We start from the raw sequence: 24636 nt of genomic DNA, 5'->3' as shown, positions 1-24636 counted from the left end.
TTCCATCACCTCCTGGCGGCCTGACGGCGCACCCACAGATTCACGAGCGTCGCGAGCAGCAGCATCACGCCGACGAAGAACTTGAACCAGTCCGGGTTCCAGTTGGCGTAGACGATGCCCTGGTTGACCATGCCGAAGATGAACGCGCCGAGGAGCGCGCCGATCGCGGAGCCGTAGCCGCCGGTGAGCAGACAGCCGCCGATCACCGCCGCGATGATGTAGTAGAACTCGTTGCCGACGCCCTCACCGGCCTGCACGGTGTTGTACTCGAAGAGCAGGTGCATGCCGACGAACCAGGCCGCGAAGCCCACCGTCATGAAGAGCGCGATCTTGGTGAGGTTCACCGGCACGCCGACCGCCCGGGCGCTCTCCTTGGAGCCGCCGGCCGCGAAGATCCAGTTGCCGAACTTGGTGCGCAGCAGGACCCAGGTGGCGAGGGCGGCGAAGGCCAGCCAGTAGAACACGGTGATGTTCACATCGACGCCGAAGACCGTGACCTCGGAGGCGAAGACCGCCTTGGCCGAGTCGAAGCCGTCCATGTCGTTGATGGCGTTCGTGGCGACGTTGTCCGTCAGCAGCTTGGTGATGGCCAGGTTGAGGCCCTGGAGCATCAGGAAGCTGGCGAGGGAGACCAGAAAGCTGGGCAGCCCGGTCTTGATCAGCAGCAGGCCGTTGATCAGGCCGACCCCGAGCGAGATGACCAGGGCGACCCCGACGCCGACCCAGACGTTGGCGGTCATCTGGAAGCTGAGCATGCTCGCGGCCAGCGCCGAGGAGGTGACGGCGACACCGGCCGACAGGTCGAACTCGCCGCCGATCATCAGCAGGGAGACGGCGAGCGCCATGATCCCCAGGGTGGACCCCTGGTAGAGCACGGTGGCGAACGAGTCCGCCTGGCGGAAGGTCGGGGCGACGGCGAAGAAGAAGATGTAGACGCCGATGGCGGCGACCAGCGCGCCGATCTCCGGCCGGGCCAGCGCCCGGCGCGCCAGCGAGCGTTCGGCGGTACGGGTCTTGGGGCGCGCCGGCGGGGAGGCCGGCGGCGCGGCGGCGGGTGGGGCGGCGTGGGTCATGACCGGATCACCGCGTGCCCTTCTGCGCGAACTTCGCGATCTTCTCCACGTTGTCCTTGGTGACGAACGCGGGGCCGGTCAGCACGGGCTGCTCGCCGCCGCCGCTGAAGTTGCCGTTGTTCTTGTAGAGCCACAGGGAGTCGACGGACAGGTAGCCCTGGAGGTACGGCTGCTGGTCCACCGCGAACTGCACGTCCCCGCTCTTGACGGCGGCGATGAGGTCCTTGTTGAGGTCGAAGGTGGCGACCTTCGCCTTGCTGCCCGATTCCTTGGCGGACTGCACGGCGGTCAGGGCGAACGGCGCGCCGAGCGTGACGACGTAGTCGATGCTCGAGTCCTGCTTGAGCTTGGCGGAGATCGTGGACTTGACCGACGGCATGTCGGTCCCGTTGACGTAGAGGTTGTCCGTCTTGCCCTTGAAGGTCTTCTTCACACCCGCGCAGCGGGCCTCCAGGGCGACATGGCCCTGCTCCTGGATGACGCAGATGTTGTGCTTGGCGCCCACCTCGTTGAGGCGCTTGCCGAAGGCCTGACCGGCGAGGTTCTCGTCCTGGCCGAAGTATTCGAGCAGCCCCTGGGACTTCCAGTCCTCGAGGCCGGAGTTGAAGCCGACCACGGGGATCCCGGCCTTCTCGGCCTTGGCGATCGCGCCCTTCATCGCGCCGGGCTTGGCCAGCGTGACGGCGATGCCGTCGACCTTCTGGTTGATCGCGTTCTGGATGAGGTTGGCCTGGTCGCCGCCATTGGGATTGCTGGAGTAGACCAGTTCGACGTTGTCCTTGGCCGCGGCCGCCTTGGCGCCCTTGCGGACCGTGTCCCAGAAGGTGTCACCCGGGGCGGCGTGGGTGATCATCGCGATCTTCATTCGGGGGGTGTTGGCCTTGCCGGCGGATATGTCGTCCCCGGCGTCCTGTGCCTTCTTGCCCCCTTGGCTGCTGCACGCTGTTGCGAGGAGAACCGTTATGGCGGCGATGGTGGTGAGTCTCGCGCTGCGGCGTCGGCGGTCGAATCTGAGGTCCATCTCTTCCAGCACCTCTCAAGCCAGGTCCGGTGTTAACACGGCCGTTGCATGAGGGGGAGCCAACTCCTCGCGCCCACTACCTGTCAAGGGTTTGTCATGACAACATTTCATCTGGACGTAACGAGGCTATAACGCGCCCCGCGGTGACTCTCGGCGGCTCTCGTGGTTACGTCCGAATGTAATGACAAATCCTTGACAGGGGGCTGTGGGCGCGTCTAGACCTGAAGGGGCCGGGCGGGACCCTCTGTTCGCCCACGCCAACCCTGAGCTGCGTCTTTCCTGAATTTGCCGAAGGGGCACGCATGAGTGAGCCGTACGACCTGATCACGATGGGCCGCATCGGAGTGGACCTCTACCCGCTGCAGACCGGAGTGCCGCTGCCGCAGGTCGAGTCGTTCGGAAAGTTCCTGGGCGGCTCGGCGACCAACGTCGCGGTGGCCGCGGCCCGGTTCGGTCACCGCGCCGCGGTGATCAGCCGTACCGGCGCCGACCCGTTCGGCGAGTACATCCACCAGGAACTCCAGGGGTTCGGCGTGGACGACCGCTTCGTCACGCCGGTCGAGGACTACCCGACCCCGATCACCTTCTGCGAGATCTTCCCGCCCGACGACTTCCCGCTCTACTTCTACCGCCGTCCCAAGGCCCCCGACCTGGAGATCCACCCCGGCGAGCTGGACCTCGACGCGATCCGCGCCGCCCGGATCTTCTGGATGACCGGCACCGGCCTCAGCGAGGAACCCAGCCGCGGCAGCACCCTCACCGCCCTCGCCCACCGCGCCAGGAGCGGCATCACCGTCTTCGACCTCGACTGGCGCCCCATGTTCTGGAAGGACCCCGAGGCGGCGCGCCCCTTCTACGCCGAGGCCCTGCGCCACGCCACCGTCGCCGTCGGCAACGTGGACGAGTGCGAGATCGCCACCGGTGTACGCGAGCCCACGGCGTGCGCCCAGGCCCTGCTGGACGCGGGCGTCGAGCTGGCCGTCGTCAAACAGGGCCCCAAGGGAGTCCTCGCCGTGCACCGCGACGGCACATCCACCGAGGTCCCGCCCGTCCCGGTCGACGTCGTCAACGGCCTCGGCGCGGGCGACGCGTTCGGCGGCGCCCTGTGCCACGGGCTGCTGGCGGGCTGGGACCCGGAGCGGATCATGCGGTACGCCAACGCCGCGGGTGCGATCGTCGCGTCCCGCCTCGCCTGCTCCTCCGCGATGCCCACCGAGGCCGAGGTCGAGGCCCTGCTCAGCCAATCGTGATGCGGGCGCCCACGTCGCCATCGAGCCTCAAATAAGAGAGGACCCCTGCTTTGAGCATCAGCATCTCCGACCTCGTGACGGTGCGGAGCCGGCATCCCGAGGCCATCGCCGAGGCGGCCGCCCGCCGGGTCCGCCGCCCGCTGATCGGTGACAGCGGCCGACTGATGATCGTTGCCGCCGACCACCCGGCGCGCGGCGCCCTCGCCGTCGGCGGGCACAAGCTGGCCATGGCCAACCGGGCCGACCTGCTGGAGCGGCTGTGCGTGGCACTGTCCCGCCCTGGCGTCGACGGCGTGCTGGCCACCGCCGACATCCTGGAGGACCTGCTGCTGCTCGGCGCCCTCGACGGCAAGGTCGTCATGGGCTCGATGAACCGCGGCGGGCTGGCCGGTGCCTCGTTCGAGCTGGACGACCGCTTCACCGGCCACCGCCCCCAGGACATCGCCCGGCTCGGCTTCGACGCCGGGAAGCTGCTGCTGCGGGTCGACTACGACGACGCCGGGTCGCTCAACACCATGCTCACCACGGCCCGCGCCATCGACGAGATGGCGGAGCTGCGGCTGCCGGTGTTCGTCGAGCCGTTCATCTCCCGCCGGATAGACGGCCGGGTCTCCAACGATCTGAGCGCCGAGGCCGTCACCAAGTCCATCGCGATCGCCTCCGGGCTCGCCGGGACCTCCGCGTACACCTGGCTGAAGGTGCCGGTCACCGACGACCCGGACGAGATGGCCGCCGTCATGGAGACGAGCACGCTGCCGGCGGTGCTGCTCGGCGGCGAGGTGGGGAAGGACCAGGAGGGGGCGTACGAGAAGTGGCGCAAGGCGCTGCGTCTGCCCACCGTCCAGGGCCTGGTCGTGGGCCGCTCGCTGCTCTATCCGGCGGAGGGCAGCGTGGAGACCGCCGTGGACACTGCCGTCGGCCTGCTGTGAATCGGCCCCGGAACCGGAGGAAACACTGACGCCATGACCACCAACGAACCTTCCCTTGGCTTCCATGTGCAGGCCGGTAAGGCGGCCGACGGCCCGTATGCGCTGGACATCGATCCCGAGCGGGCCGGCTGGGGCTACTCCAGCCTGCGTGTGCTCGAACTGCCGCCCGGCGGCTCGCACCAGCTGGCCACCGGCGACAGCGAGTGGATCGTGCTGCCGCTCAGCGGCGGCTGCACGGTGATCACCGAGGGCGAGACCTTCGAACTGCACGGCCGCGACAGCGTGTTCAGCGGGGTGAGCGACTTCGCGTACGTCCCGCGCGACGCGCACGCCACGATCGCCAGCGGCGCCGGGGGCCGCTTCGCGCTCACCGGAGCCCGCTGCGAGCGCCGGCTGCCCGCCCGTTACGGGTCCGCCTCCGCCGTTCCCGTCGAGCTGCGCGGTACCGGCAACTGCTCGCGCCAGGTGAACAACTTCGCCGCCGCCGGCGTCTTCCAGTGCGACAAGCTCATCGCCGTCGAGGTGATCACCCCCGGCGGCAACTGGTCCTCGTACCCGCCGCACAAGCACGACGAGTGCCGCCCCGGCGAGGAGAGCGAGCTGGAGGAGATCTACTACTTCGAGATCGCCGAGGCCCACGGCAGCGAGGGCATCGGCTACCAGCGGGTCTCGCCCTCCGGCCACGGCCGTAACACCGATGTGCTGGCCGAGGTCCGCTCCGGTGACGCCGTGCTGATCCCGGACGGCTGGCACGGCCCCTCCATCGCCGCGCCCGGCCACGCCATGTACTACCTCAACGTCATGGCGGGCCCCGGCGAGGAGCGCGCCTGGCTGATCTGCGACCACCCCGACCACGGCTGGATCCGGTCCACCTGGCCCGACCAGCCCGTCGACCCCCGCCTTCCGCTGTACCAAGCCCCTGAAGCTCCCGCAGGAGACGCCCGATGACCACCCGCCGTCTCACCGTCGCCCAGGCCCTGGTCGAGTTCCTGGCGCACCAGTACACCGAGCGGGACGGGCAGCGGCACCGCCTGATCAACGCCACCTGGGGCATCTTCGGCCACGGCAACGTGGCCGGGCTCGGCCAGGCGCTGCTGGAGGCCGGGCAGGACACCATGCCGTACCTCCAGGGCCGCAACGAGCAGGCGATGGTGCACGCCGCGGTCGGCTACGCCCGCCAGTCCAACCGGCTCGCCGCCCAGGCCGTCACCACCTCCATCGGGCCCGGCGCCACCAACCTGGTCACCGGCGCCGCGCTGGCCACCGTCAACCGGCTGCCGGTGCTGCTGCTGCCCGGCGACATCTTCACGACCCGGCCCGCCGACCCCGTGCTCCAGCAGCTCGAAGTTCCGTACGCGGGCGACGTGTCCGTCAACGACGCGCTGCGCCCGGTCTCCCGCTACTTCGACCGCGTCGTACGCCCCGAGGCGCTGATCCCGGCCTCGCTCGCCGCGATGCGGGTGCTCGCCGATCCGGCCGAGACCGGCGCGGTCACCCTGGCGATGCCGCAGGACGTGCAGGCCGAGGCGTTCGACTGGCCGGAGGAGTTCTTCGCCGACCGGGTGTGGCGGGTGCGCCGCCCCGCGCCCGAGGCGCCCGAGACCGCCGCCGCGGCACAGCTGATCCGCGCCGCCCGGCGGCCGCTGGTCGTCGCGGGCGGCGGCGTCCACCACAGCGAGGCCGAGGGCGCCCTGCTGGCGTTCGCCGACGCCACCGGTATCCCGGTCGCCTCCACCCAGGCCGGCAAGGGGTCGCTGCGCCACGACCATCCCGGGGACATCGGCGGCATCGGGCACACCGGCACCGCCGTCGCCGACGACCTGGCCCGCACCGCGGACCTGATCATCGGGGTCGGCACCCGCTACAGCGACTTCACCACCGCCTCCGCGACCCTCTTCGCGGACCCGGACGTCCGGTTCCTCAACCTCAACATCACCGGCTTCGACGCGCACAAGCTGGCCGCCACCACGCTGGTCGCCGACGCCCGCGCCGGTCTTGAGGCGCTGACCGCCGAGCTGGCCGGTCACCGGGTCGACGAGACGTACGAGGCCGAGTACCGCACCGGCAAGACCCGGTGGGAGCGCCTGGTGGACGCCGCGTACGCCGCCGAGGACCCCTCCGTACGCCCCTCCCAGACCCAGGTGCTGGGCGCGCTGGACGCGACGGTCGGCGACGACGACGTGGTGATCAACGCGGCGGGCTCGCTCCCCGGCGACCTGCACAAGCTGTGGCGGGCCCGCTCGCCCCGCCAGTACCACCTGGAGTACGGCTACTCCTGCATGGGCTACGAGATCCCGGGCGCCATCGGCGTACGGCTCGCGGCCTCCGACCGCCCGGTGTGGGCGCTGGTCGGGGACGGTACGTACCTGATGATGCCGACCGAGATCGTCACCGCGGTCCAGGAGGGCATCAACATCAACGTCGTCCTCCTCCAGAACCACGGCTACGCCTCGATCGGCGGTCTGTCGGAGACGACCGGCGCCGAGCGGTTCGGCACCGCGTACCGCTTCCGGTCCGCCGACGGCACGTACACCGGCGATCCGCTCCCCGTGGACCTGGCCGCGAACGCCGCCTCGCTCGGCATGGACGTGCTGCGCGCCGCGACCGTGGCCGAGCTGCGGGAGGCGCTGGCGGCGGCCCGCGCCTCGGACCGTCCCACATGTGTCTACGTGGAGACGGAAACGGGCGACACAGTGTCGGGCGCACCCGACGCACAGGCGTGGTGGGATGTGCCTGTAGCCGAGACCGCGACCCGTCCCGCTGCCGTGAAGGCCCGCGAGGAGTACGACCGGCACGCCGCCGGCCGCCGCCGCCACCTCTGACGTTTTTCGAGAGAAAGGCTCCGCACCCATGAAGACCGTCAACCACTGGATCGGCGGAAAGTCCGTCGAGGGCACGTCCGGCAATCACGGCCCGGTGTTCAACCCCGCCACCGGCGCCCAGGACACCCGGGTCGCCCTCGCCTCGGTCGAGGAGGTCGACGCGGCCGTCGCCGCCGCGAAGGAGGCGTTCCGGTCCTGGGGCACCACGTCGCTGTCCAGGCGCACCGCGATCCTCTACAAGTACCGCGAGCTGCTGGACGCCCACCGCGACGAGATCGCGGAGCTGATCACCGCGGAGCACGGCAAGGTGCACTCGGACGCGCTCGGCGAGGTGGCCCGCGGGCTGGAGATCGTCGAGCTGGCCTGCGGTATCGCGGAGAAGCTCAAGGGCGAGCTGTCCACCCAGGTCTCGACCGGGGTCGACGTGTCCTCGATCCGTCAGCCGCTGGGGGTCGTCGCGGGCATCACGCCGTTCAACTTCCCGGCCATGGTGCCGATGTGGATGTTCCCGGTGGCCATCGCCTGCGGCAACACCTTCGTCCTCAAGCCCAGCGAGAAGGACCCGTCGGCCTCCCACCGGCTGGCCGAGCTGGCGGCCGAGGCGGGGCTGCCGGACGGTGTGCTCAATGTCGTCAACGGTGACAAGGTGGCCGTTGACCGGTTGCTGGAGCACCCGGACGTCGCCGCGGTCAGCTTCGTCGGCTCCACCCCGATCGCCCAGTACATCCAGTCCAAGGCCGTCGAGCACGGCAAGCGGGTGCAGGCGCTCGGCGGCGCCAAGAACCACATGCTGGTGCTGCCCGACGCCGACCTGGACTTCGCCGCGGACAACGCGATCAACGCGGCCTACGGCTCGGCCGGTGAGCGCTGCATGGCGGTCTCCGTCGTCGTCGCCGTCGGCGACATCGGCGACGACCTGGTGAAGAAGATCGCCGACCGCGCCGCCAAGCTCCGGATCGGCCCCGGCAACGACCCGTCCTCCGAGATGGGCCCGCTGATCACCAAGGAGCACCGGGACAAGGTGGCTTCGTACGTCCACGGGGCCGCGGCCCAGGGCGCCGAGGTGGTCGTGGACGGTACCGGCTACACGGTCGAGGGTCACCCTGAATGCGCTGCCGGCTTCTTCATCGGCGTCTCGCTGCTGGACAAGGTCCCCGCCACCGCCGACGCCTACCGCGACGAGATCTTCGGCCCGGTGCTGTGCGTGGTCCGCGCCGAGACGTACGACGAGGCCATCGAGCTGATCAACTCCTCGAAGTGGGGCAACGGCACCGCGATCTTCACCCGCGACGGCGGCGCCGCCCGGCGCTTCCAGCTGGAGGTCGAGGCGGGCATGGTCGGCGTCAACGTGCCGATCCCGGTGCCGGTGGGCTACCACTCCTTCGGCGGCTGGAAGGACTCGCTCTTCGGCGACCAGCACATCTACGGCAACGACGGGGTGCACTTCTACACCCGCGGCAAGGTCGTCACCACCCGCTGGCCGGAGCCGTCGGAAGAGGTCGGCATCAACCTGGGCTTCCCCAAGAACCACTGATCGCCTGACGGTCGCTTCCCCCGCCGGTCACCGACCGGCGGGGGTTTCCTCATGCCCCAGTGCAACCATCCACCTCTGGTGTAGGTCTTCTTGAGTGTTCGCCCGAACAATGGGCACACGACCGCATTCAGGGGGATCTCCTATGCTTCGTACCCTTCGTTGCTCCGCGGCCGCGCTCGGCTTTGGGCTCGTCCTCGCCGCGGGCGCACCCGCGGTCGCGGCGCCGCACGGCGTGAAGACCGACCCCAACGGCCGCTTCACCGCCGAGGAGATCCACCACTTCCTGGAGGGCTTCTACGGCAACCACGGGCCGCGCCCCTGGGAGCGCGAGAACCTGGTCTCCGACTACCTGAAGGAGCGGATCGCCCAGACCCCCGACTACGACCTGCTGCTGTGCGCGCAGAACACGCCGCGGCACATCGAGGTCGGCGAGGTGACCACGGCCCAGTCCGCTCGGGTCGGCTGGGCGACGATCACCACGTCCTGGGGCCAGGGCTCGCCCGGCTCCTTCACCGCGTACGTGGATCTCGACGCCAGCCGGCCGATCAAGCTGCTCGATGTGGACTGTGAGGCATCCGCGGCCTGATAGGGGCGGGTAAGCGAGGAATCGGCCAAAGACGGCCGGTTCCTCGCTTGCAGATCAAGGTCGTAGTCTCGCCGTATGAGCTGGTCACACGCGCTGAAGCAGACGGCCCAGTCGGGTTTGACGATCGAGCGCATCCGGCTGGAGCCGCTGGTCGCGGTCCGCGGCGCCTGCGGAGTGGCCATCGTCGTCGGGCTGACCCTCTGGTTCGGCTCGCCGACCCTCGCGGTGTCGTCGGCGTTCGGCGCGTTCTCCGCCGGGATCGCCATCTTCCAGAAGAGCTGGCGGCCCCGGCCGGAGCTGGCGCTGGCCGCGGCGTCGCTGCTCGCGGTCTCCACCTTCCTCGGCTATCTGGCCGCCGCCCACATCGCCACATTCGTCGTGATGCTCGCCGTGTGGACGCTGCTGACCGGCATGTCGTGGGCGGTCGGCCCGGTCTCCGGGCTGGTCTCGACCCAGATGGTCGCGGTGATGCTGGTCACCGTCACCCTCCCCACCTCCGTGCTCGGCGCCCTGGAGCACGCCGCGCTGATCGGGGTCGGCGGGGTCGTCCAGGCCGCGCTGATCGTGCTCTTCCCGGTGCGGCCCTGGGGCGTGCAGCGCGACGCCCTCGCGGACGCGCTCGCCGCCGTGGCCGACTACGCCCGTCGGCTGCGCCACGACCCGCAGGCGCCGTTCGACCCGAAGCCGCTGATGGACGCCCGCAGCGCCGCCGCCGTCACCGCGCGCGCGGCGAAGCGCCGCCCGAGCCAGCTGCGCGGCTACCGGCTGCTGGCCGAGCGGATCCGGCCGGTGCTCGCCTCGATGGCCGATCCCGTCGTCGGCGCCCCGATGCTCGGGCCCGAGCGCGACCGGGTGCGGGAGCTGCTGTCCGCGACCGCGACCGTGCTGGACGCGGTGGCCCACGCCATCCGCCGGAGCAGACCGGTCCGGCTGCCGCCCGAGGCGATGGCGGTGCTGGAGGTGCCGGAGAGCGGCCCGATGCTCAACGGGGCGGCCCGCCGCGCCGCGTTCCGGCTGTTGGCCCTGGTGAACGATGTCGTGGAGTCCTCGGACGAGCGGGTGGAGGCGGTGACCGCCGAGGGCGCCAAGGGGCGCCGCCATCTGCCCCGCCCCACCGTCCCCGGGCTGATACCGGTGGCGCTGCGCGCCCTGCGCCGCGAGGCCCGCTGGGACTCGCGGATCCTGCGGCACGCGGTGCGTCTGTGCGTGGTCGCGGTCTGCGGCTATCTGCTGGGCACCGTGCTGCCGTTCGGCCACGGCTACTGGGCGCCGCTGACCTCGGTGATGGTGCTGCGCCCGGACTTCGGCCAGACCTTCTCGCGCGGGGTCGCCCGGTTCTTCGGCACCCTGGCCGGGGTCCTGATCGGCGGGCTGGTGGTGACGCTGGCCCACCCCAGCCCGTACGTCAGCGCCGCGCTGGCCGTGGTGTCCGTGGCCGCCATGTACCTGCTGCTGCGCACCGGCTTCATCGTGGCCTCGCTGTGCGTGAGCGCGTACGTCGTCTTCCTGCTCGGCATCGCGGGCGCGGAGGTCGGCCAGACCGTTCAGGCGCGGGTGGCGCTGACGCTGATCGGCGGTCTGGTGGCGATGGCCGCGTACGTGGTCTTCCCCGCCTGGGAGACCCCATTGCTGCGCGACCGGCTGGCCGACTGGCTGGCCGCGGGCGGCCAGTACGCCATCGCCGTCTTCGACGCCCACGCCCACCCCGCCGACCGCCGCCCCCGCCAGGTGCGGGAGGCGCTGCTGGACCAGCGGGCGGCCCGCAGCGAGTACGAGCAACTGGAGGCCCGGGCGCAGCGGGAACCGGTGCGCCACCGGGGGCTCGGCCGCCGGGCGGCGCAGGCGGCGCAGACCGCGCTGTCCACCGCGGGCCGGGTCACCATGCTGCTGGAGGCGCATCCGCCGGACCGTGACGCGGCCCCGTCGAAGGAGGCCGAGGAGTTCGCCGCTGCGCTGCGGACGGCGGTCCCGAAGGCCGTGGCGGCGGTACGGGAGCGGCGGCCACTGGACTGGACCGCCGTACAGGAGGCGCTGGAGCACTGGCAGGAGCGCGCCGGGGAGCGCCCGGGGGTCGCGGTGCGCAGCGCGGACCTGCTGGTGGAGGCGCTGGACGACCTGGCGCAGGCGCTCGCCGGGGGCGCGCGGCAGCAGCCCGCGCTCCAAGACCCCACTCGTGAGGGTGACCCCGCACATTAGGGGTGCCCCTCCATCAATTGTCGTTGAGCGGCTGTTGCGACGGCGAAGCTGATGAGGGAAGACTTTTCACGTACATGGGTGCGCAACTCAGCGCGTGCCCCGGCCGCCGTTCTTGAGGCTCGCCCGCAGGAACTCCCGGTTCATGGCCGAGATGGACTGGAGCGGGATCCCCTTCGGGCAGGCCACCGCGCACTCCCCGGTGTTCGTGCAGCCGCCGAAGCCCTCCTCGTCCATCGTGCCGACCATGTCCAGCACCCGGGACTCCCGCTCGGGTTGCCCCTGCGGCAGCACGTTCAGATGCGTCACCTTCGCCGAGGTGAACAGCATCGCCGAACCATTCGGGCAGGCCGCCACGCACGCCCCGCACCCGATGCACTCCGCGTGCTCGAACGCGGTGTCCGCGACCGGCTTCGGCACGGGCGTGGCGTGCGCCTCCGGCGCGCTCCCGGTCGGCGCGGAGATGAAACCGCCCGACCCGATGATCCGGTCGAACGCCGACCGGTCCACCACCAGATCCTTCACGACCGGGAAGGCGGCGGCGCGCCACGGCTCCACGTCGATGGTGTCGCCGTCGTGGAAGTGCCGCATGTGCAGCTGACAGGTGGTGGTGCGCTCCGGGCCGTGCGCCTGCCCGTTGATCACCATGCCGCACGCCCCGCAGATGCCCTCGCGGCAGTCGTGGTCGAACGCGACGGGCTCCTCCCCGCGCAGGATCAGCCGCTCGTTGAGCGTGTCGAGCATCTCCAGGAAGGACATCTCGGGCGAGATGTCCTCGACCTCGTAGACGGACAGGGCGCCCGGCTCCTCGGGGCCGCGCTGGCGCCAGATCCGCAGGGTGAGCCTCATGCGTAACTCCGCTGGGTGGGGTGGACGTGCTCGAAGACCAGGTCTTCGCGGTGCAGTACGGGCGCAGCTCCGGTGCCTCTGCTGTGTTCTCCCGGGGGGCGACCCCCGGACCCCCGGAACTCCCAGGCGGCCACGTACGAGAAGCCCTCGTCGTCGCGGGCGGCCTCGCCGTCGGCGGTCTGGCTCTCCTCGCGGAAGTGGCCGCCGCAGGACTCGGTGCGGTGCAGCGCGTCCAGGCACATCAGCTCGGCCAGCTCCAGATAGTCGACGACCCGGTTCGCCTTCTCCAGCGACTGGTTCAGCTCCGTGCCGCGGCCCGGGACCTTGATCCGCCGCCAGAACTCCTCGCGCAGCGCCGGGATGCGGTCCAGCGCCTTGCGCAGACCGGTCTCGGTGCGGGCCATGCCGCACTCGTCCCACAGCAGCTCGCCCAGCTCACGGTGGAAGGAGTCCGGGGTGCGGTCGCCGTCGTTCTCCAGCAGCCGCCGCAGCCGGTCGGTGACCGACACCAGGGCCTCGGTCACCGCCGGGTGGGCCGGGTCGACCTCGTCGTGCGGATGGCGGGCGAGGTAGTCGTTGATGGTGGCCGGGAGGACGAAGTAGCCGTCGGCCAGGCCCTGCATCAGGGCGGAGGCGCCGAGCCGGTTGGCGCCGTGGTCGGAGAAGTTGGCCTCGCCGATCGCGAACAGCCCGGGCACCGTGGTCTGGAGGTCGTAGTCGACCCACAGTCCGCCCATCGTGTAGTGGATCGCGGGGTAGATGCGCATCGGCACCTCGTACGGATCCTCCGCCGTGATCAGCCGGTACATCTCGAAGAGGTTGCCGTACTTCTCCTCGACCGCCGCCCGGCCCATCCGCGCGATGGCGTCCGCGAAGTCCAGATAGACGCCCTGCTCGCCGGGGCCCACCCCGCGGCCCTCGTCGCACACGTTCTTCGCGGCGCGGGAGGCGATGTCGCGCGGCACCAGATTGCCGAACGCCGGGTAGATCCGCTCCAGGTAGTAGTCGCGCTCGTCCTCCGGGATCTCGGCGGGCGGGCGCGTGTCGCCCTGCGCCTTCGGCACCCAGATGCGGCCGTCGTTGCGCAGCGACTCGCTCATCAGCGTCAGCTTGGACTGGTGGTCGCCGGAGCGCGGGATGCAGGTGGGGTGGATCTGGGTGAAGCAGGGGTTGGCGAAGTACGCGCCGCGCCGGTGGGCCCGCCAGATCGCGGTGGCGTTGGAGTTCTTGGCGTTCGTGGAGAGGTAGAAGACATTGCCGTAGCCGCCGGAGGCCAGCACCACGGCGTCCGCGAAGTGGGTGGAGATCTGGCCGGTGATCAGATCGCGGGCCACGATGCCCCGGGCCCGCCCGCCCACGACGATCAGGTCGAGCATCTCGGTGCGCGCGTGCATCTCCACGGTCCCGGCGGCGATCTGGCGGCTGAGCGCCTGATACGCGCCGAGCAGCAGCTGCTGACCGGTCTGGCCGCGGGCGTAGAAGGTACGGGAGACCTGGACGCCGCCGAACGAGCGGGTGTCCAGCAGCCCGCCGTACTCCCGGGCGAACGGCACGCCCTGCGCCACGCACTGGTCGATGATCTCCACCGACACCTGGGCCAGCCGGTGGACGTTCGCCTCGCGGGCGCGGAAGTCGCCGCCCTTGACGGTGTCGTAGAACAGGCGGCGGATGGAGTCGCCGTCGTTGCGGTAGTTCTTGGCCGCGTTGATCCCGCCCTGGGCGGCGATGGAGTGCGCCCGGCGCGGCGAGTCCTGGTAGCAGAACTGCACGACGTGGTAGCCCTGTTCGGCCAGCGTCGCCCCGGCTGCCCCGCCCGCCAGCCCCGTACCGACCACGATGACCGTGTACTTGCGGCGATTGGCCGGGTTGACCAGCTTCGCCTCGAAGCGGCGGCGGTCCCAGCGCTCCTCCACGGGTCCGTCCGGAGCCTTGGTGTCGGCGATCGGCTCACCGGTCGCATAGTCCGTGTACGCGTGCATCTCAGCTCACCACTCCACTCATCACGCCGATGGGCACCGCGATGAAGCCGCAGGTCAGGATGGCGGCCAGGCCATTCGCGGCCAGTTTGAGGGCCCTGTCGCGGCCCGGCCGGCCCGCCCCGAGGGTCTGGGCGGCGCTCCAGAAGCCGTGCCGGATGTGCAGGCCGAGGGCGAGCATCGCCACGATGTAGACGGTGTTGCCGTACCAGGTGGAGAAGGTCGCCACGACGTTCTCGTACGGATGGCCGGGCTCGGCGCGCTCGTTCACCGTGAGCGTCGTCAGATCCAGGATGTGCCAGACGATGAACAGCCCGAGGATCACCCCGCCCCAGCGCATCGTGCGGGTCGCGTAGCTCGCCCGCCGCCGCTGATGGGCGTAACCGCGCGGCCGGGCGGCCAGATCCCGGCGGCTGAGCTGATACGCGGCCACGCCGTGCAGCACGACGGAGGCCAGCAGCCCGACGCGGGCCAGCCACAGGAACCCCTCGTGCGGGAGGAACGGTTCGCCGAGGGTGCGCAGCCAGTGCGCGTAGCCGTTGAGGTCGCCGGGCCCGAAGAAGATCTTCAGGTTGGCGAACATGTGGGCCACCAGATAGGCCAGCATGATCAGTCCGGTGACGGCCATCACGGCCTTCTTACCGATGGTCGACCGCCACACGGAGCCGATGAAGGACGGCTTCCGCGGCGGCTTCCGCTTCTGGCCGGGCCGCCGGTCGTGGCCCGTGTCCGTCCGTGTCGCCAGTGCCATGTCCGTGACGCTAGGCAGCGGCCGGGTGATTCGTCCAAGACATGCTGTGGCTGGATTCCATAGCCGGTGCCTATTATCGCTGGGTGCAGCTACAGCAGCTCCGCTATTTCGCCGCCGTCGCGGACACCCGCCACTTCACCCGCGCCGCGCAGCGGCTCCATGTCGCCCAGCCGTCGCTGTCCCAGCAGATCAGGGCGCTGGAGCGGGAGCTGGGCGCCGAGCTGTTCCACCGCGCCCGCGGCCACATCGCCCTCACCGACGCGGGGGAGGCGCTGCTTCCGCTGGCCCGCCAGATCCTCGCCGACACCGAGACCGCGCGTCGCGAGGTCCAGGAGGTCGCCCAGCTCCGGCGCGGCCGGGTACGGCTCGGCGCCCCGCCCAGTCTGTGCGCCAGCCTCGTCCCCGATGTGCTGCGCCGCTTCCACGACGAGTTCCCGGGAATCGAGCTGATCATCGACGAGGGCGGCTCCCAGGACCTCGTCCGCACCCTCGCCGCCGGTGAGCTGGACCTCGCGCTGATCATCACCCCGTTGCCCGGCCAGGCCCCCGCCCTCGCCACCACCGAGCTGCTGCGCGAGGAGCTGGTGGTCGCCTCCTCGCCCGCGTCCCCGCCGCCCACGAAAGCCCGCCGGATCCGGGTCGAGGACCTTCGCGACCGGCCGATGGTGATGTTCCGCCGCGGCTACGACCTGCGGGAATTCACCACGGCGGCCTGCCGGGCGGCCGGCTTCGAGCCTTCGTTCACCGTCGAGGGCGGCGAGATGGACGCGGTGCTCGGCTTCGTACGGGCGGGCCTCGGCATCGCCGTCCTCCCCGGCATGGTGGCGGCGCGCTCGGGGCTGCGGATCACGCCCTTCGCGGGCCACGCGATGCGGCGCACCATCGCCGTCGCCCACCGCAAGGACGTCGCCCCGCCGAGGGCCGCGCGCGAGCTGCGCCGGGTGCTGCTGGCGTATCTGCGCTCGGCCGGCGCGGACGACCTCCCGGGCCTGCCGCCCAGCACCCGCCTGCTGTCCTGAGACACGCGAGGGGGCTCAGCCCCAGAGCGCCGTGGCCGCCGCTCCGCCCGCGAAGGCGGCCGTCACCCCCGCCACCACACTGCCCACCGCGTTCGCGACCGCGAAACCGCGCGCGCCGTCCTCCGCCAGCCGCAGCGTCTCGTACGAGAACGTCGAGTACGTGGTCAGCGCACCGCACAGCCCGGTCCCCAGCAGCAACTGCACCTGCGACGACACGGCCCCGGCCGTCACCGCCCCGGTCAGCGCTCCCAGCACGGCGCACCCCACCACGTTCACCACGAACGTCCCCCAGGGGAACACCGAGTCGTGCCGGGCCTGCACCATCCGGTCGGTCAGATACCGCAGCGGGGCGCCGACCATCCCGCCGGCCACCACCAGGAGCCAGTTCACCGGTCGCGCTCCGGGAAGCGGACGATCTCGACCGGGTCCAGGATCACCGGACCGTCGCCGGCGATCTCCTCCAGCTCGGGCAGGAAGGCCCGCACCCGTTCCTCCGTATCGATGATCACCACGCAGACCGGCAGCTCCTCGCTGAGCGACAGCAGCCGCGAGGTGTGGACCAGCGACGAGGCGCCGAACCCCTCCACCCCGCGGAACACGCTCGCCCCCGCGAGACCCGCCCGGTGGGCGCGGTGCACGATCTCGGCGAAGACCGGTTTGTGGTGCCAGGTGTCGTTCTCGCCGACGAAGACGGTCAGCCTCAGCCCGTTCGCGTTCATCCCGTGCTCCCGTACGCTCCCACGGCCCCGACAACCCGACGGGTGCCCGCCACCGCGCCCCATACCGCCGCCATCGCCGCCAGCAGCGTCACCACCAGATAGGCCGCCCCGGTCGCGGCGTGGCCGTCCACGACGAGCCGCCGGAAGTCCACGGCGTACGTCGAGAAGGTGGTGAACCCGCCCAGCACCCCGGTGCCGACGAAGGGCCGCACCAGCCGGTGGGCCGCCCACACCTCGCCGATCAGCACCAGCAGGACGCCGATGAGCGCGCAGCCCACCACGTTCACCAGCAGCGTCGTCCAGGGGAAGGCGCCCGCCGGGGTCGGCCACAGCAGGGACGCCCCGTACCGGGCGGTCGCGCCGATGGCGCCTCCGACCGCGACCGCGCACACCACAGGACCCTGCCCGTGCCACGCGCCGTGCCGCGACCGCCGTGTGCCCTTTTCCATGTGGCTCAGGCTAGGTGGTGCAGGCACCACTTCACGACGTGTGTCCTGGCCCGGTACCGTCAGGCCCGGAAGATCGTGAGGCGTTCTGGGATACGAGTGAGACACCGAGGAGAGAGTCCATGAGCAACCCGTTCGACAATCCCGACGGCCGTTACCTCGTGCTGGTCAACGACGAAGGCCAGCACTCCCTGTGGCCCTCCTTCGCCGAGGTGCCCGAGGGCTGGACCGTCGCGCACGGCGAGGACGACCGCCAGGCGTGCCTGGACTACGTCGAGGAGCACTGGACCGACATGCGTCCGAAGAGCCTTGCGACCGCGATGGACAGCGCCGCAGCGTCCTGACCGGGTCATCGACTGCGGTCGGCCCCGCCACGGCGTTACGTTGGGCATGTGACGGGTGCGAAAGCTGACATCCCGGGCACCATGCGAGCCTGGGTGGTGCGCACGCCGGGCCGGATCGACCAGCTGGAGCTGCCGATTCCGCGCCCGGCGGCCGACGAGCTGCTGGTCCGGGTCCGGGCCTGCGGGGTGTGCCGCACCGATCTTCACGTCCGCGACGGCGACCTGCTGCCGCACCGCACCCCCGTCGTCCCCGGGCACGAGGCCGTCGGCGAAGTGATCGCGGCGGGCGAGCGGGCCGCCGGGCCCGCGCCCGGCGCCCGGGTGGGCGTCCCCTGGCTGCGCCGCACCTGCGGCCGCTGCCGCTTCTGCGTGCGCGGCCAGGAAAACCTGTGCCCCTCGTCCGTCTACACCGGCTGGGACGCGGACGGCGGATACGCCCCGTACGTCACCGTGCCGGCCGCGTACGCCTACGAGCTGCCCGCCGGATACGCCGACGAGGAACTGGCCCCGCTGCTGTGCGCGGGCATCATCGGCTACCGCGCCCTGCGCCGCGCCGACCTCCCGGCGGGCGGACGGCTCGGCATCTACGGCTTCGGCGGTTCCGCGCACCTCACCGCCCAGGTCGCCATCGCCCGCGGCGCCGTCGTCCATGTGCTGACCCGCTCGGCCGCCGCCCGGGCCCTCGCCCTCGAACTCGGCGCCGCCTCCGCGCGGGGCGCCCGCGACCGGCCGCCCGAACCGCTCGACGCCGCGATCCTCTTCGCCCCGGCGGGCGAGCTGGTGCCGGTGGCGCTGGAGGCACTGGACGCGGGCGGCACGCTGAGCGTCGCCGGAATCCACCTCTCCGACATCCCCGCGCTGACCTACGAGCGCCATCTGTTCCACGAGCGCACCCTGCGCAGCGTCACCGCCAACACGCGTGAGGACGGGCGCGAGTTCCTCACCGCGGCCGCCGCCCACCACATCCGCGCCAGGGTCGCCCCCTACCCCTTCGCCCGCGCGGACGCCGCCCTGGACGACCTCGGACACGACCGGGTGAACGGCGTCGCCGTCCTGACGGGCATCGGCTGAACTACGCGGGCCTGGGCGCTGCCAGCCAGGTGGCGATGGTGGCGGCGATCGGCTGGCCGGTCTCCAGCTCGATGAACCCGAACTGGCCGCCCTGATTGCACTCCAGAAACCACCAGGTGCCGTCCTCGTCCTCGGCGAAGTCGAAAGCTCCGTAGGCGAGACCGCCAAGGGTCATGTATTCCTGCACGGCCCGGGCGATCCGGCGGGGAACGTCCACCGCGCCCCATAGATGGCCATAGAAACCATACCTCCCATCAACCTGCCCGGAAGCGGTGGTCTTCCGGGCGGCGAACGAACGGTCACCGATGCAGGTCAGACGGATATCGGCCGTTTTGGGAATGTAGCGCTGAAGAAGTGTGGCACCTGCCGCGACGCCCGAGAAATCCGTGTCGGGGTCGATACGGGTGGTGGGCAGAGCTATTGGGGGATTGACCGGCGGGGGGCCGGAGACGGTCTTCACCACGATGTCCCGGAACTGACCGGCGAACTCCTTGGCGGCGCGCGGATAGGTGGTGATGAGCGTCGGGGGAACGGCGAATCCGCTGCGGTGGGCGGTGCGCAGCTGCCACGGTTTGGAACGGGCCTGGAGGGCGGCGCTGGGGTGGTTCATCCAGCGCGCCTCGGTGGAATACAGCATTCCGTACAGGGCCTGGCCGCACTCGGCGGTCAGCCACTCGGAGGGCTCGGGGGCGTGCGCCGCCGGTTGTCCCGGGCGGCGCACCCAGATGGACCGCAGGCTGTTCACGCTGACCAGGCGGCCGTCGGTGGACAGATAGCCGGTGAAGTCACCGCGTTCGAATTCGGTCGAGATCCCCGCCTGTCCGGGGAGATCGGCGGGATCGAATCGGATCAGAGGGACATTGCGCTCACGTAATTCGGCCACCACCAGGTCCGCTGTCACATCCTCCTGGCAGGTCAGGATGAGTACCGTCATCGACGTGGGGGCTCGGTGGGGTCAGTCGTCGAAGTGCGTCTTGGAGCCCGCGGTGGAGGTCGTCGTGCCGCATTCCAGAAGCACCCCCCGGTCGGAGATGGCGGGGCGGCCATCGGACAGCACATTCAACTGCAGGGCTGCGTTGTACGAGTACGGAATGACAGCCGGTGATTGTTCGGCTGGGACCGCATGGTTCAGGGCGAAGGGCTGCATGACTGTCCTCTAATGCTCCACGGGAATCGCTTGTTTCGAGAAGAGCTTCACCAACACACAACAGTACGTACTAAATTGGTAGGAGTCTCGCTACGCGGTGTTATGTCAGATCTGTGACAGCATGAAGTACGTCACACCACCCGCGCAATTCCATTACAGCCGACCGGTTCCGGGTCGCGGTCTGCGCTGCGACTGCCCCGGCGCGACGACCGGTCGCCTGCCGGAACCATGCCCCCACCTCCACGTTTGTGGAGGAGTCGTGCCCCTCCGTGAACAGCCCGCCATGCCCATCGGTCTTCAAGACGCCATTCGGGCCGTACGGGTTGGCCGATAAGGCCACTTCGGTCTCCTCGGCCGCGGGGGCGCACCGTGGCGCCGGTGTGAGCTGAATCCCTCGTTCCTCGTCCCGTGGCGGTCCGCCGGGGCGCACCGGACCGGCGGCCGGTGCCGGGTCCGCCGTGGGCCCGTCGGCACCGAAGGGGCCAGGCAGTTGTTTGAACCCCATCGCGGCGTTCACTCCTCCTCTGTGCGCCGTTCACCGTTCTCGCCGGACCGAACGCTCCGGCCGGGTAAAGCAACTCCCACGCCCATGTCATGGGTGGATCAATTCGGCCACCTGGCCGAGTGTCGCCCGCACTTCCCCGGGGCCCTTGCCAGGGCGAGGTGGCGGGGTGCCGGGCGGGAACCATGGATCGTGCTTTACCGTTCTTTTACCAACAACCCCTCGAGTCACGAAGGAGCCGCGGTCACCGCGATGGACGAGCCCCCAAGTACCCCCCTCCCCGTCCCCGGCGCGCACTCGCCGGTCCGCACTCATGAGCGATTCGTCCATGAGCGGTCCGCCGAGCGCGCAGGAAGGGGACCGGCGTGCTGACCGAAGTGCTGCTGGTCCTGCTGGCCCTGGCACTGACCCTGGCCTGTGCGCTCTTCGTCGCCGCGGAGTTCTCCCTGACCACGGTCGAGCGCGGTGAGCTGGAGCGCGCCGCCGCGGAGGGCGAGCGGGGCGCCGCGGGCGCGCTCAAGGCCGCCCGGAAGCTGACATTCCAGCTGTCCGGCGCCCAGCTGGGCATCACCGTGACCTCGCTGGTGATCGGCATGCTCGCCGAGCCCTCGCTGGCCGCCCTGCTGCACGGCCCGCTGCGTGCCGCGGGGCTGGGCTCCGCCGCCTCGTCCGTGGCCTCGGTGCTGGGCGTGGCGATGTCGACGGTCGTCCTGATGGTGGTCGGCGAGCTGGTGCCCAAGAACTGGGCGATCTCCCGGCCGCTGGCCGTGGCCAAGGTGGTCGCCGGCCCTCAGCGCGGCTTCACCGCCGCCTTCGCCCCGCTGATCCATCACCTCAACAACACCGCGAACCGCCTGGTGCGCCGCGCCGGCCTGGAGCCCGCCGAGGAGCTGGCCTCGGCGCGCACCCCGGACGAACTCGTCGCGCTGGCCCGCCATTCGGCCGCCGAGGGCGCGCTGGAGCCCGATTCGGCCGAGCTGTTCGTCCGTACGCTCCACCTGGGCGAGCTGACCGCCGAGAACGTGATGACCCCGCGGGTGGACGTCCAGGCGCTGGAGGCGCGCGCGACCGCCGCCGACGCCGCCAACCTCACGCTGGCCACCGGTCTGTCCCGGTTCCCCGTCTACCGCGACAGCCTGGACGAGGTGGTCGGCACCGTGCACATCCGCGACGTCCTCGCGCTGGACGCCGCCCGCCGGGCCACCACCCCGGTCACCGAGCTGGCCACCGCCCCGCTGCTGGTCCCGGACAGCCTGCCGGTGGACCGGCTGCTGGACCGGCTGCGCGGCGCCCACACCATGGCCGTCGTCATCGACGAGTACGGCGGCACCGCCGGGGTCGCCACCCTGGAGGACATCGTCGAGGAGGTCGTCGGCGACGTACGCGACGAACACGACCCCGACGAGACCCCCGCCCTGGTGCCCGCCGGACCCGGCACCTGGGAGGCCGACGGCGCCGTACGGCTGGACGAGCTGTCGGCGATCGCCCTGACCGTCCCCGAGGGCCCGTACGAAACCGTCGCGGGCCTGATGGCCACCGCCCTGGAGCGCATCCCCCGGGCGGGCGACGGCATCGAGACCGACGGCTGGCAGCTCACCGTGCTCAAGGTGGACCACCACCGCGCCGACCGCATACGGATCACCGCCCCGGCCTCCGCCGACGCGGGGGAGGACGCCCGATGACCCTGCTGCAACTGGCCATCGGTGCCCTCACCCTGCTCACCAACGCCTTCTTCGTCGGCGCCGAGTTCGCCCTGATCTCCGTGCGCCGCAGCCAGATCGAACCGCGCGCCAAGGAGGGCGGGAAGCGCGCCCGCACCGTGCTGTGGGCGCTGGAGCACCTGTCCGCCCTGCTGGCCACCGCCCAGCTGGGCATCACCATCTCCTCGCTCGTTCTCGGCGCGGTCGCCGAACCGGCCATCGCCCACCTGCTGGAGCCGGTGTTCGCCGCCGTCCGGGTCCCCGAGGCCCTGGTGCACCCGATCGCCTTCGTGCTCGCCCTGACCGCGGCCACCTATCTGCACATGCTCATCGGCGAGATGGTCCCCAAGAACATCGCCCTCGCCGCCCCGGAGCGCACCGCCCTGCTGCTCGGCCCGCCCCTGGTGGCCCTCACCCGCGCGCTGCGCCCCTTCGTCTTCGGCATCAACGCCTTCGCCAACGGGCTGCTGCGTCTGCTGAAGGTCGAGCCCAAGGACGAGGTCGAATCGGTCTACACCGACGCCGAACTCATCCGGCTGGTACGGGACTCCAGCGACGCGGGCCTCCTCGACGCCTCCGGCAGCGAGCGGCTGCGCGACGCCCTGGAGCTGGGCACCCGGCGGGCCGGGGACATCCTGGTCCCGCTCGGCGACATGGTCACCGTCGGCCACCGGATCACCCCCGCCGTGCTGGAGCGCACCGCGGCGGCCTCCGGTTTTTCCCGGCTGCCGGTCACCGGCCCCGGCGGCACCGTTCTGGGGTATCTCCACATCAAGGACACCCTCGGCGTGACCGACCGCGACCGGCCCTTCCCCCGTACCGCCCTGCACACCGTCACCCGCGTCCCGGCCGACACCCCGCTGGACGACACCCTGACGGCGATGCGCGGCGCCGGGACCCACCTGGCGGCGGTGACGGGCGACGGCGGCTCCGTCCTCGGCTTCGTGACGATGACGGACGTCCTGGAGGAGCTGGTGGGGGAGGCGGCGTCGGACGCTCCCTGACCGGGCCGGCGTGTGCCGTGCCCCTCACGTCTCCGACGTGAGGTTTGCCCCCAACGGCCCGGTAAAGAAGCCCAACGGGCAGACCAGCCCTGCACCCCGCACATCGAAAGGGCAGAACCGCACCATGAGCATCGTGAGCTGGATCGTCCTCGGGCTTCTCGCCGGAGCCATCGCCAAGTTCCTTCTTCCCGGCCGTGACCCGGGCGGTCTGATCGGCACCACCGTCATCGGCGTCGTCGGCTCCTTCATCGGCGGCTGGCTCTCCGCCAAGTTCCTCGACCGCCCCGTCGACGACCAGTTCTTCGACCCCGCCACCTGGGGAGCCGCCATCGGCGGCTCCCTGGTGCTGCTGATCGCCTACCGGCTGCTCTTCGGCCACTCCCGCCGCTGACGGGACGGCACGTGAAGGGGCCTCCTCCGCTGCCCGCGCAGGGGAGGAGGTCCACGGGGGATTCAGCCGTCGGTGACCCGGGGGCCGGGCTTGAAGCCGTGCCGATGGGCCAGGGCGACGACGGCGGTGGCCAGGAGGGTCAGTCCCAGCAGCACCCAGGGGATGGACCCGGCACCGGCCGACTCCAGCAGGAGACCGCCGAACACGCCGCCGCCCGCGACCGCGAGGTTGAAGACGGTGACGAACATCGACTGCGCGACGTCGGCCGCGTCCCCGGCCGCGTCGGCGTTGGCGGTCTGGAGCAGCGTGGGCGCCCCGCCGAACGTCACACCCCAGACGACGATGCCGAGGAACACCATCGGTACGGACGTGCCCATGGCCCCCAGCACCAGGGACGCGAGCGCGAACCCGGCGAGGCTGAGCAGGGTGACCGGGCGCAGCTTGCGGTCGACCAGGATTCCGGTGAACCAGATCCCCGCGATGGCCGCGGCGCCGAACACCAGCAGCGCGAGGTCGACACGCCCACCGAGACCGGACCGCTCCAGGAACGGGGCGATGTAGGTGTAGAGGATGTTGTGGGCCAGGATCCACAGGAACACCACGGCCAGCACGGAACTGATGCCCGGCATGGTGAAGATCTGTCGGATCGGCTGCCGCTCGGTGGCGCTCTGCCCGGGGAAGTCCGGGACCAGCGCACGGATCCAGAGCATCAGCAGCAGCGCGACGCCGGACATGATCCAGAACACGCCGCGCCAGTCGAACAGCGACCCGAGCCAGGTGCCCAGCGGGACCCCGAGGGTCAGCGCCACCGGCTGGCCCACCCCGACGATGGCCAGCGCCCGGCCCTGAAGGTGCTCGGGGACCAGCCGTCGCCCGTATCCGGCGAGCAGTCCCCAGACGACTCCGGCCGCCATACCGGCGATGAACCGGGCGACGAGGGTGAGTTCGTAGCTGGTGGACAGCGCCGTGACGGTGTTGAAGGCCAGCAGCCCGCCGACCGCGAGGAGCAGCAGCGGCCGTCGGCGCATGCTGCGGGTGGCGGCGATGACGGGGATGGCGGCGACCACGGAACCGATCGCGTAGAGCGTGACGAGCTGGCCCGCCAGCCCTTCGGAGACGCCGAGGCCGTCGCCGATCTGCGGAAGAAGACCCGCGGGCGTCGTCTCGGTCATGATGGCCAGGAACCCGGCCGTGGTCAGTGCCAGCAACTTTCCTATGGGAAGCCGGTCGTCCTCGATGACCCGCTGCGGGTCCACGGCAGTCTTTGCGCTGCCCGTATTGCTCATGTAGTTCTCCTGTCTTTCCTGTT

General features: G+C 71.0%; 24 protein-coding genes. 13 read left to right on the top strand and 11 right to left on the bottom strand.

Annotated features, from left to right (window positions below):
- Window positions 1-5: 5 nt before the first annotated feature.
- A complete protein-coding gene (locus ACH4SI_RS27145) occupies window positions 6-1073 on the bottom strand; it encodes an ABC transporter permease (protein WP_398299958.1) in 1068 nt (355 codons plus the stop codon).
- Window positions 1074-1080: 7 nt separating this feature from the next.
- Window positions 1081-2094: a sugar ABC transporter substrate-binding protein gene (locus tag ACH4SI_RS27140; RefSeq protein WP_398299956.1), complete on the bottom strand. Its 1014-nt coding sequence runs from the start codon at window positions 2092-2094 to the stop codon at window positions 1081-1083.
- A 302-nt stretch (window positions 2095-2396) separates the two neighbouring features.
- Between ACH4SI_RS27140 and iolC the strand changes: the two genes are divergently transcribed.
- The 7 genes from iolC (at window position 2397) to ACH4SI_RS27105 (ending at window position 11411) form a co-directional block, all read left to right on the top strand.
- Complete coding sequence (gene iolC, locus ACH4SI_RS27135) at window positions 2397-3344, top strand: 5-dehydro-2-deoxygluconokinase (RefSeq protein ID WP_398299954.1); 948 nt, start codon at window positions 2397-2399, stop codon at window positions 3342-3344.
- A gap of 50 nt (window positions 3345-3394) precedes the next feature.
- The gene (locus ACH4SI_RS27130; RefSeq protein ID WP_398299952.1) at window positions 3395-4273 is read left to right on the top strand and encodes a deoxyribose-phosphate aldolase; all 879 of its coding nucleotides are present in this window, start codon (window positions 3395-3397) and stop codon (window positions 4271-4273) included.
- A 33-nt stretch (window positions 4274-4306) separates the two neighbouring features.
- The gene (iolB, locus tag ACH4SI_RS27125) at window positions 4307-5221 is read left to right on the top strand and encodes a 5-deoxy-glucuronate isomerase (protein ID WP_398299950.1); all 915 of its coding nucleotides are present in this window, start codon (window positions 4307-4309) and stop codon (window positions 5219-5221) included.
- Window positions 5218-7095, top strand: coding sequence for a 3D-(3,5/4)-trihydroxycyclohexane-1,2-dione acylhydrolase (decyclizing) (iolD, locus tag ACH4SI_RS27120; RefSeq protein WP_398299947.1), 1878 nt, complete (start codon window positions 5218-5220; stop codon window positions 7093-7095). Before iolB ends, iolD begins: the two co-directional genes overlap by 4 nt.
- Before the next feature lie 28 nt (window positions 7096-7123).
- A complete protein-coding gene (locus ACH4SI_RS27115) occupies window positions 7124-8629 on the top strand; it encodes a CoA-acylating methylmalonate-semialdehyde dehydrogenase (protein WP_398299945.1) in 1506 nt (501 codons plus the stop codon).
- 142 nt (window positions 8630-8771) lie between these two features.
- The gene (locus ACH4SI_RS27110) at window positions 8772-9215 is read left to right on the top strand and encodes a hypothetical protein (protein WP_398299943.1); all 444 of its coding nucleotides are present in this window, start codon (window positions 8772-8774) and stop codon (window positions 9213-9215) included.
- A gap of 75 nt (window positions 9216-9290) precedes the next feature.
- Entirely contained in the window at window positions 9291-11411 is a 2121-nt protein-coding gene (locus tag ACH4SI_RS27105; RefSeq protein ID WP_398299941.1) for an FUSC family protein, read from the top strand.
- An 87-nt stretch (window positions 11412-11498) separates the two neighbouring features.
- On the opposite strand, the gene ACH4SI_RS27100 is transcribed toward ACH4SI_RS27105, so the two are convergent.
- Genes ACH4SI_RS27100 through ACH4SI_RS27090 form a run of 3 tightly spaced genes read right to left on the bottom strand, consistent with a single transcriptional unit; the run spans window position 11499 to window position 14984 of the window.
- Window positions 11499-12257 carry a succinate dehydrogenase/fumarate reductase iron-sulfur subunit gene (locus tag ACH4SI_RS27100; protein ID WP_398299939.1) on the bottom strand — a complete coding sequence of 253 codons (759 nt, stop codon included), beginning with the start codon at window positions 12255-12257 and terminating at the stop codon, window positions 11499-11501.
- Window positions 12254-14236 (bottom strand): fumarate reductase/succinate dehydrogenase flavoprotein subunit, encoded by a 1983-nt coding sequence (locus tag ACH4SI_RS27095; RefSeq protein WP_398299937.1) that lies wholly within the window; start codon window positions 14234-14236, stop codon window positions 12254-12256. The genes ACH4SI_RS27100 and ACH4SI_RS27095 overlap by 4 nt, the downstream gene beginning before the upstream one ends.
- A gap of 1 nt (window position 14237) precedes the next feature.
- Window positions 14238-14984: a succinate dehydrogenase cytochrome b subunit gene (locus ACH4SI_RS27090; protein ID WP_398299935.1), complete on the bottom strand. Its 747-nt coding sequence runs from the start codon at window positions 14982-14984 to the stop codon at window positions 14238-14240.
- 83 nt (window positions 14985-15067) lie between these two features.
- Between ACH4SI_RS27090 and ACH4SI_RS27085 the strand changes: the two genes are divergently transcribed.
- Entirely contained in the window at window positions 15068-16003 is a 936-nt protein-coding gene (locus tag ACH4SI_RS27085; RefSeq protein ID WP_398299933.1) for a LysR family transcriptional regulator, read from the top strand.
- 15 nt (window positions 16004-16018) lie between these two features.
- Here ACH4SI_RS27085 and crcB read toward each other — a convergent pair whose 3' ends face one another.
- The 3 genes from crcB to ACH4SI_RS27070 are packed head-to-tail and all read right to left on the bottom strand — an operon-like array spanning window position 16019 to window position 17171.
- Window positions 16019-16393 carry a fluoride efflux transporter CrcB gene (gene crcB / locus ACH4SI_RS27080; protein WP_398299931.1) on the bottom strand — a complete coding sequence of 125 codons (375 nt, stop codon included), beginning with the start codon at window positions 16391-16393 and terminating at the stop codon, window positions 16019-16021.
- Window positions 16390-16722: a DUF190 domain-containing protein gene (locus ACH4SI_RS27075; protein WP_398299929.1), complete on the bottom strand. Its 333-nt coding sequence runs from the start codon at window positions 16720-16722 to the stop codon at window positions 16390-16392. Before ACH4SI_RS27075 ends, crcB begins: the two co-directional genes overlap by 4 nt.
- Entirely contained in the window at window positions 16719-17171 is a 453-nt protein-coding gene (locus ACH4SI_RS27070) for a fluoride efflux transporter FluC (protein WP_398299927.1), read from the bottom strand. The genes ACH4SI_RS27075 and ACH4SI_RS27070 overlap by 4 nt, the downstream gene beginning before the upstream one ends.
- 119 nt (window positions 17172-17290) lie before the next feature.
- Here ACH4SI_RS27070 and ACH4SI_RS27065 point away from each other — a divergent pair, with 119 nt between their 5' ends.
- Complete coding sequence (locus ACH4SI_RS27065) at window positions 17291-17512, top strand: MbtH family protein (RefSeq protein ID WP_398299925.1); 222 nt, start codon at window positions 17291-17293, stop codon at window positions 17510-17512.
- An 81-nt stretch (window positions 17513-17593) separates the two neighbouring features.
- Entirely contained in the window at window positions 17594-18583 is a 990-nt protein-coding gene (locus ACH4SI_RS27060; RefSeq protein ID WP_398300259.1) for a zinc-binding alcohol dehydrogenase family protein, read from the top strand.
- Window position 18584: 1 nt separating this feature from the next.
- Here the strand turns inward: ACH4SI_RS27060 and tgmB are convergent, their stop codons facing one another.
- Together tgmB and tgmA are read right to left on the bottom strand one after the other, a co-directional pair.
- A complete protein-coding gene (gene tgmB, locus ACH4SI_RS27055) occupies window positions 18585-19517 on the bottom strand; it encodes an ATP-grasp ribosomal peptide maturase (RefSeq protein WP_398299923.1) in 933 nt (310 codons plus the stop codon).
- Between the two features lie 21 nt (window positions 19518-19538).
- Window positions 19539-19730 carry a putative ATP-grasp-modified RiPP gene (tgmA, locus tag ACH4SI_RS27050; RefSeq protein ID WP_398299921.1) on the bottom strand — a complete coding sequence of 64 codons (192 nt, stop codon included), beginning with the start codon at window positions 19728-19730 and terminating at the stop codon, window positions 19539-19541.
- 870 nt (window positions 19731-20600) lie between these two features.
- Between tgmA and ACH4SI_RS27045 the strand changes: the two genes are divergently transcribed.
- From ACH4SI_RS27045 to ACH4SI_RS27035, 3 genes are all read left to right on the top strand, one after another.
- Window positions 20601-21914: a hemolysin family protein gene (locus ACH4SI_RS27045; protein ID WP_398300257.1), complete on the top strand. Its 1314-nt coding sequence runs from the start codon at window positions 20601-20603 to the stop codon at window positions 21912-21914.
- The gene (locus ACH4SI_RS27040) at window positions 21911-22936 is read left to right on the top strand and encodes a hemolysin family protein (protein WP_398299919.1); all 1026 of its coding nucleotides are present in this window, start codon (window positions 21911-21913) and stop codon (window positions 22934-22936) included. The genes ACH4SI_RS27045 and ACH4SI_RS27040 overlap by 4 nt, the downstream gene beginning before the upstream one ends.
- A gap of 124 nt (window positions 22937-23060) precedes the next feature.
- Entirely contained in the window at window positions 23061-23327 is a 267-nt protein-coding gene (locus tag ACH4SI_RS27035; protein ID WP_398299917.1) for a GlsB/YeaQ/YmgE family stress response membrane protein, read from the top strand.
- A gap of 62 nt (window positions 23328-23389) precedes the next feature.
- Here the strand turns inward: ACH4SI_RS27035 and ACH4SI_RS27030 are convergent, their stop codons facing one another.
- On the bottom strand, window positions 23390-24613 hold the full coding sequence (locus tag ACH4SI_RS27030) for an MFS transporter (RefSeq protein ID WP_398299915.1): 1224 nt from the start codon (window positions 24611-24613) through the stop codon (window positions 23390-23392).
- Between the last annotated feature and the right edge of the window lie 23 nt (window positions 24614-24636).

This window comes from Streptomyces sp. NPDC021212 (assembly GCF_044332925.1).
GTDB lineage: Bacteria > Actinomycetota > Actinomycetes > Streptomycetales > Streptomycetaceae > Streptomyces.
Note: the sequence above shows the minus strand (reverse complement) of the source record. Positions and strands in the feature narration are given on the sequence as shown.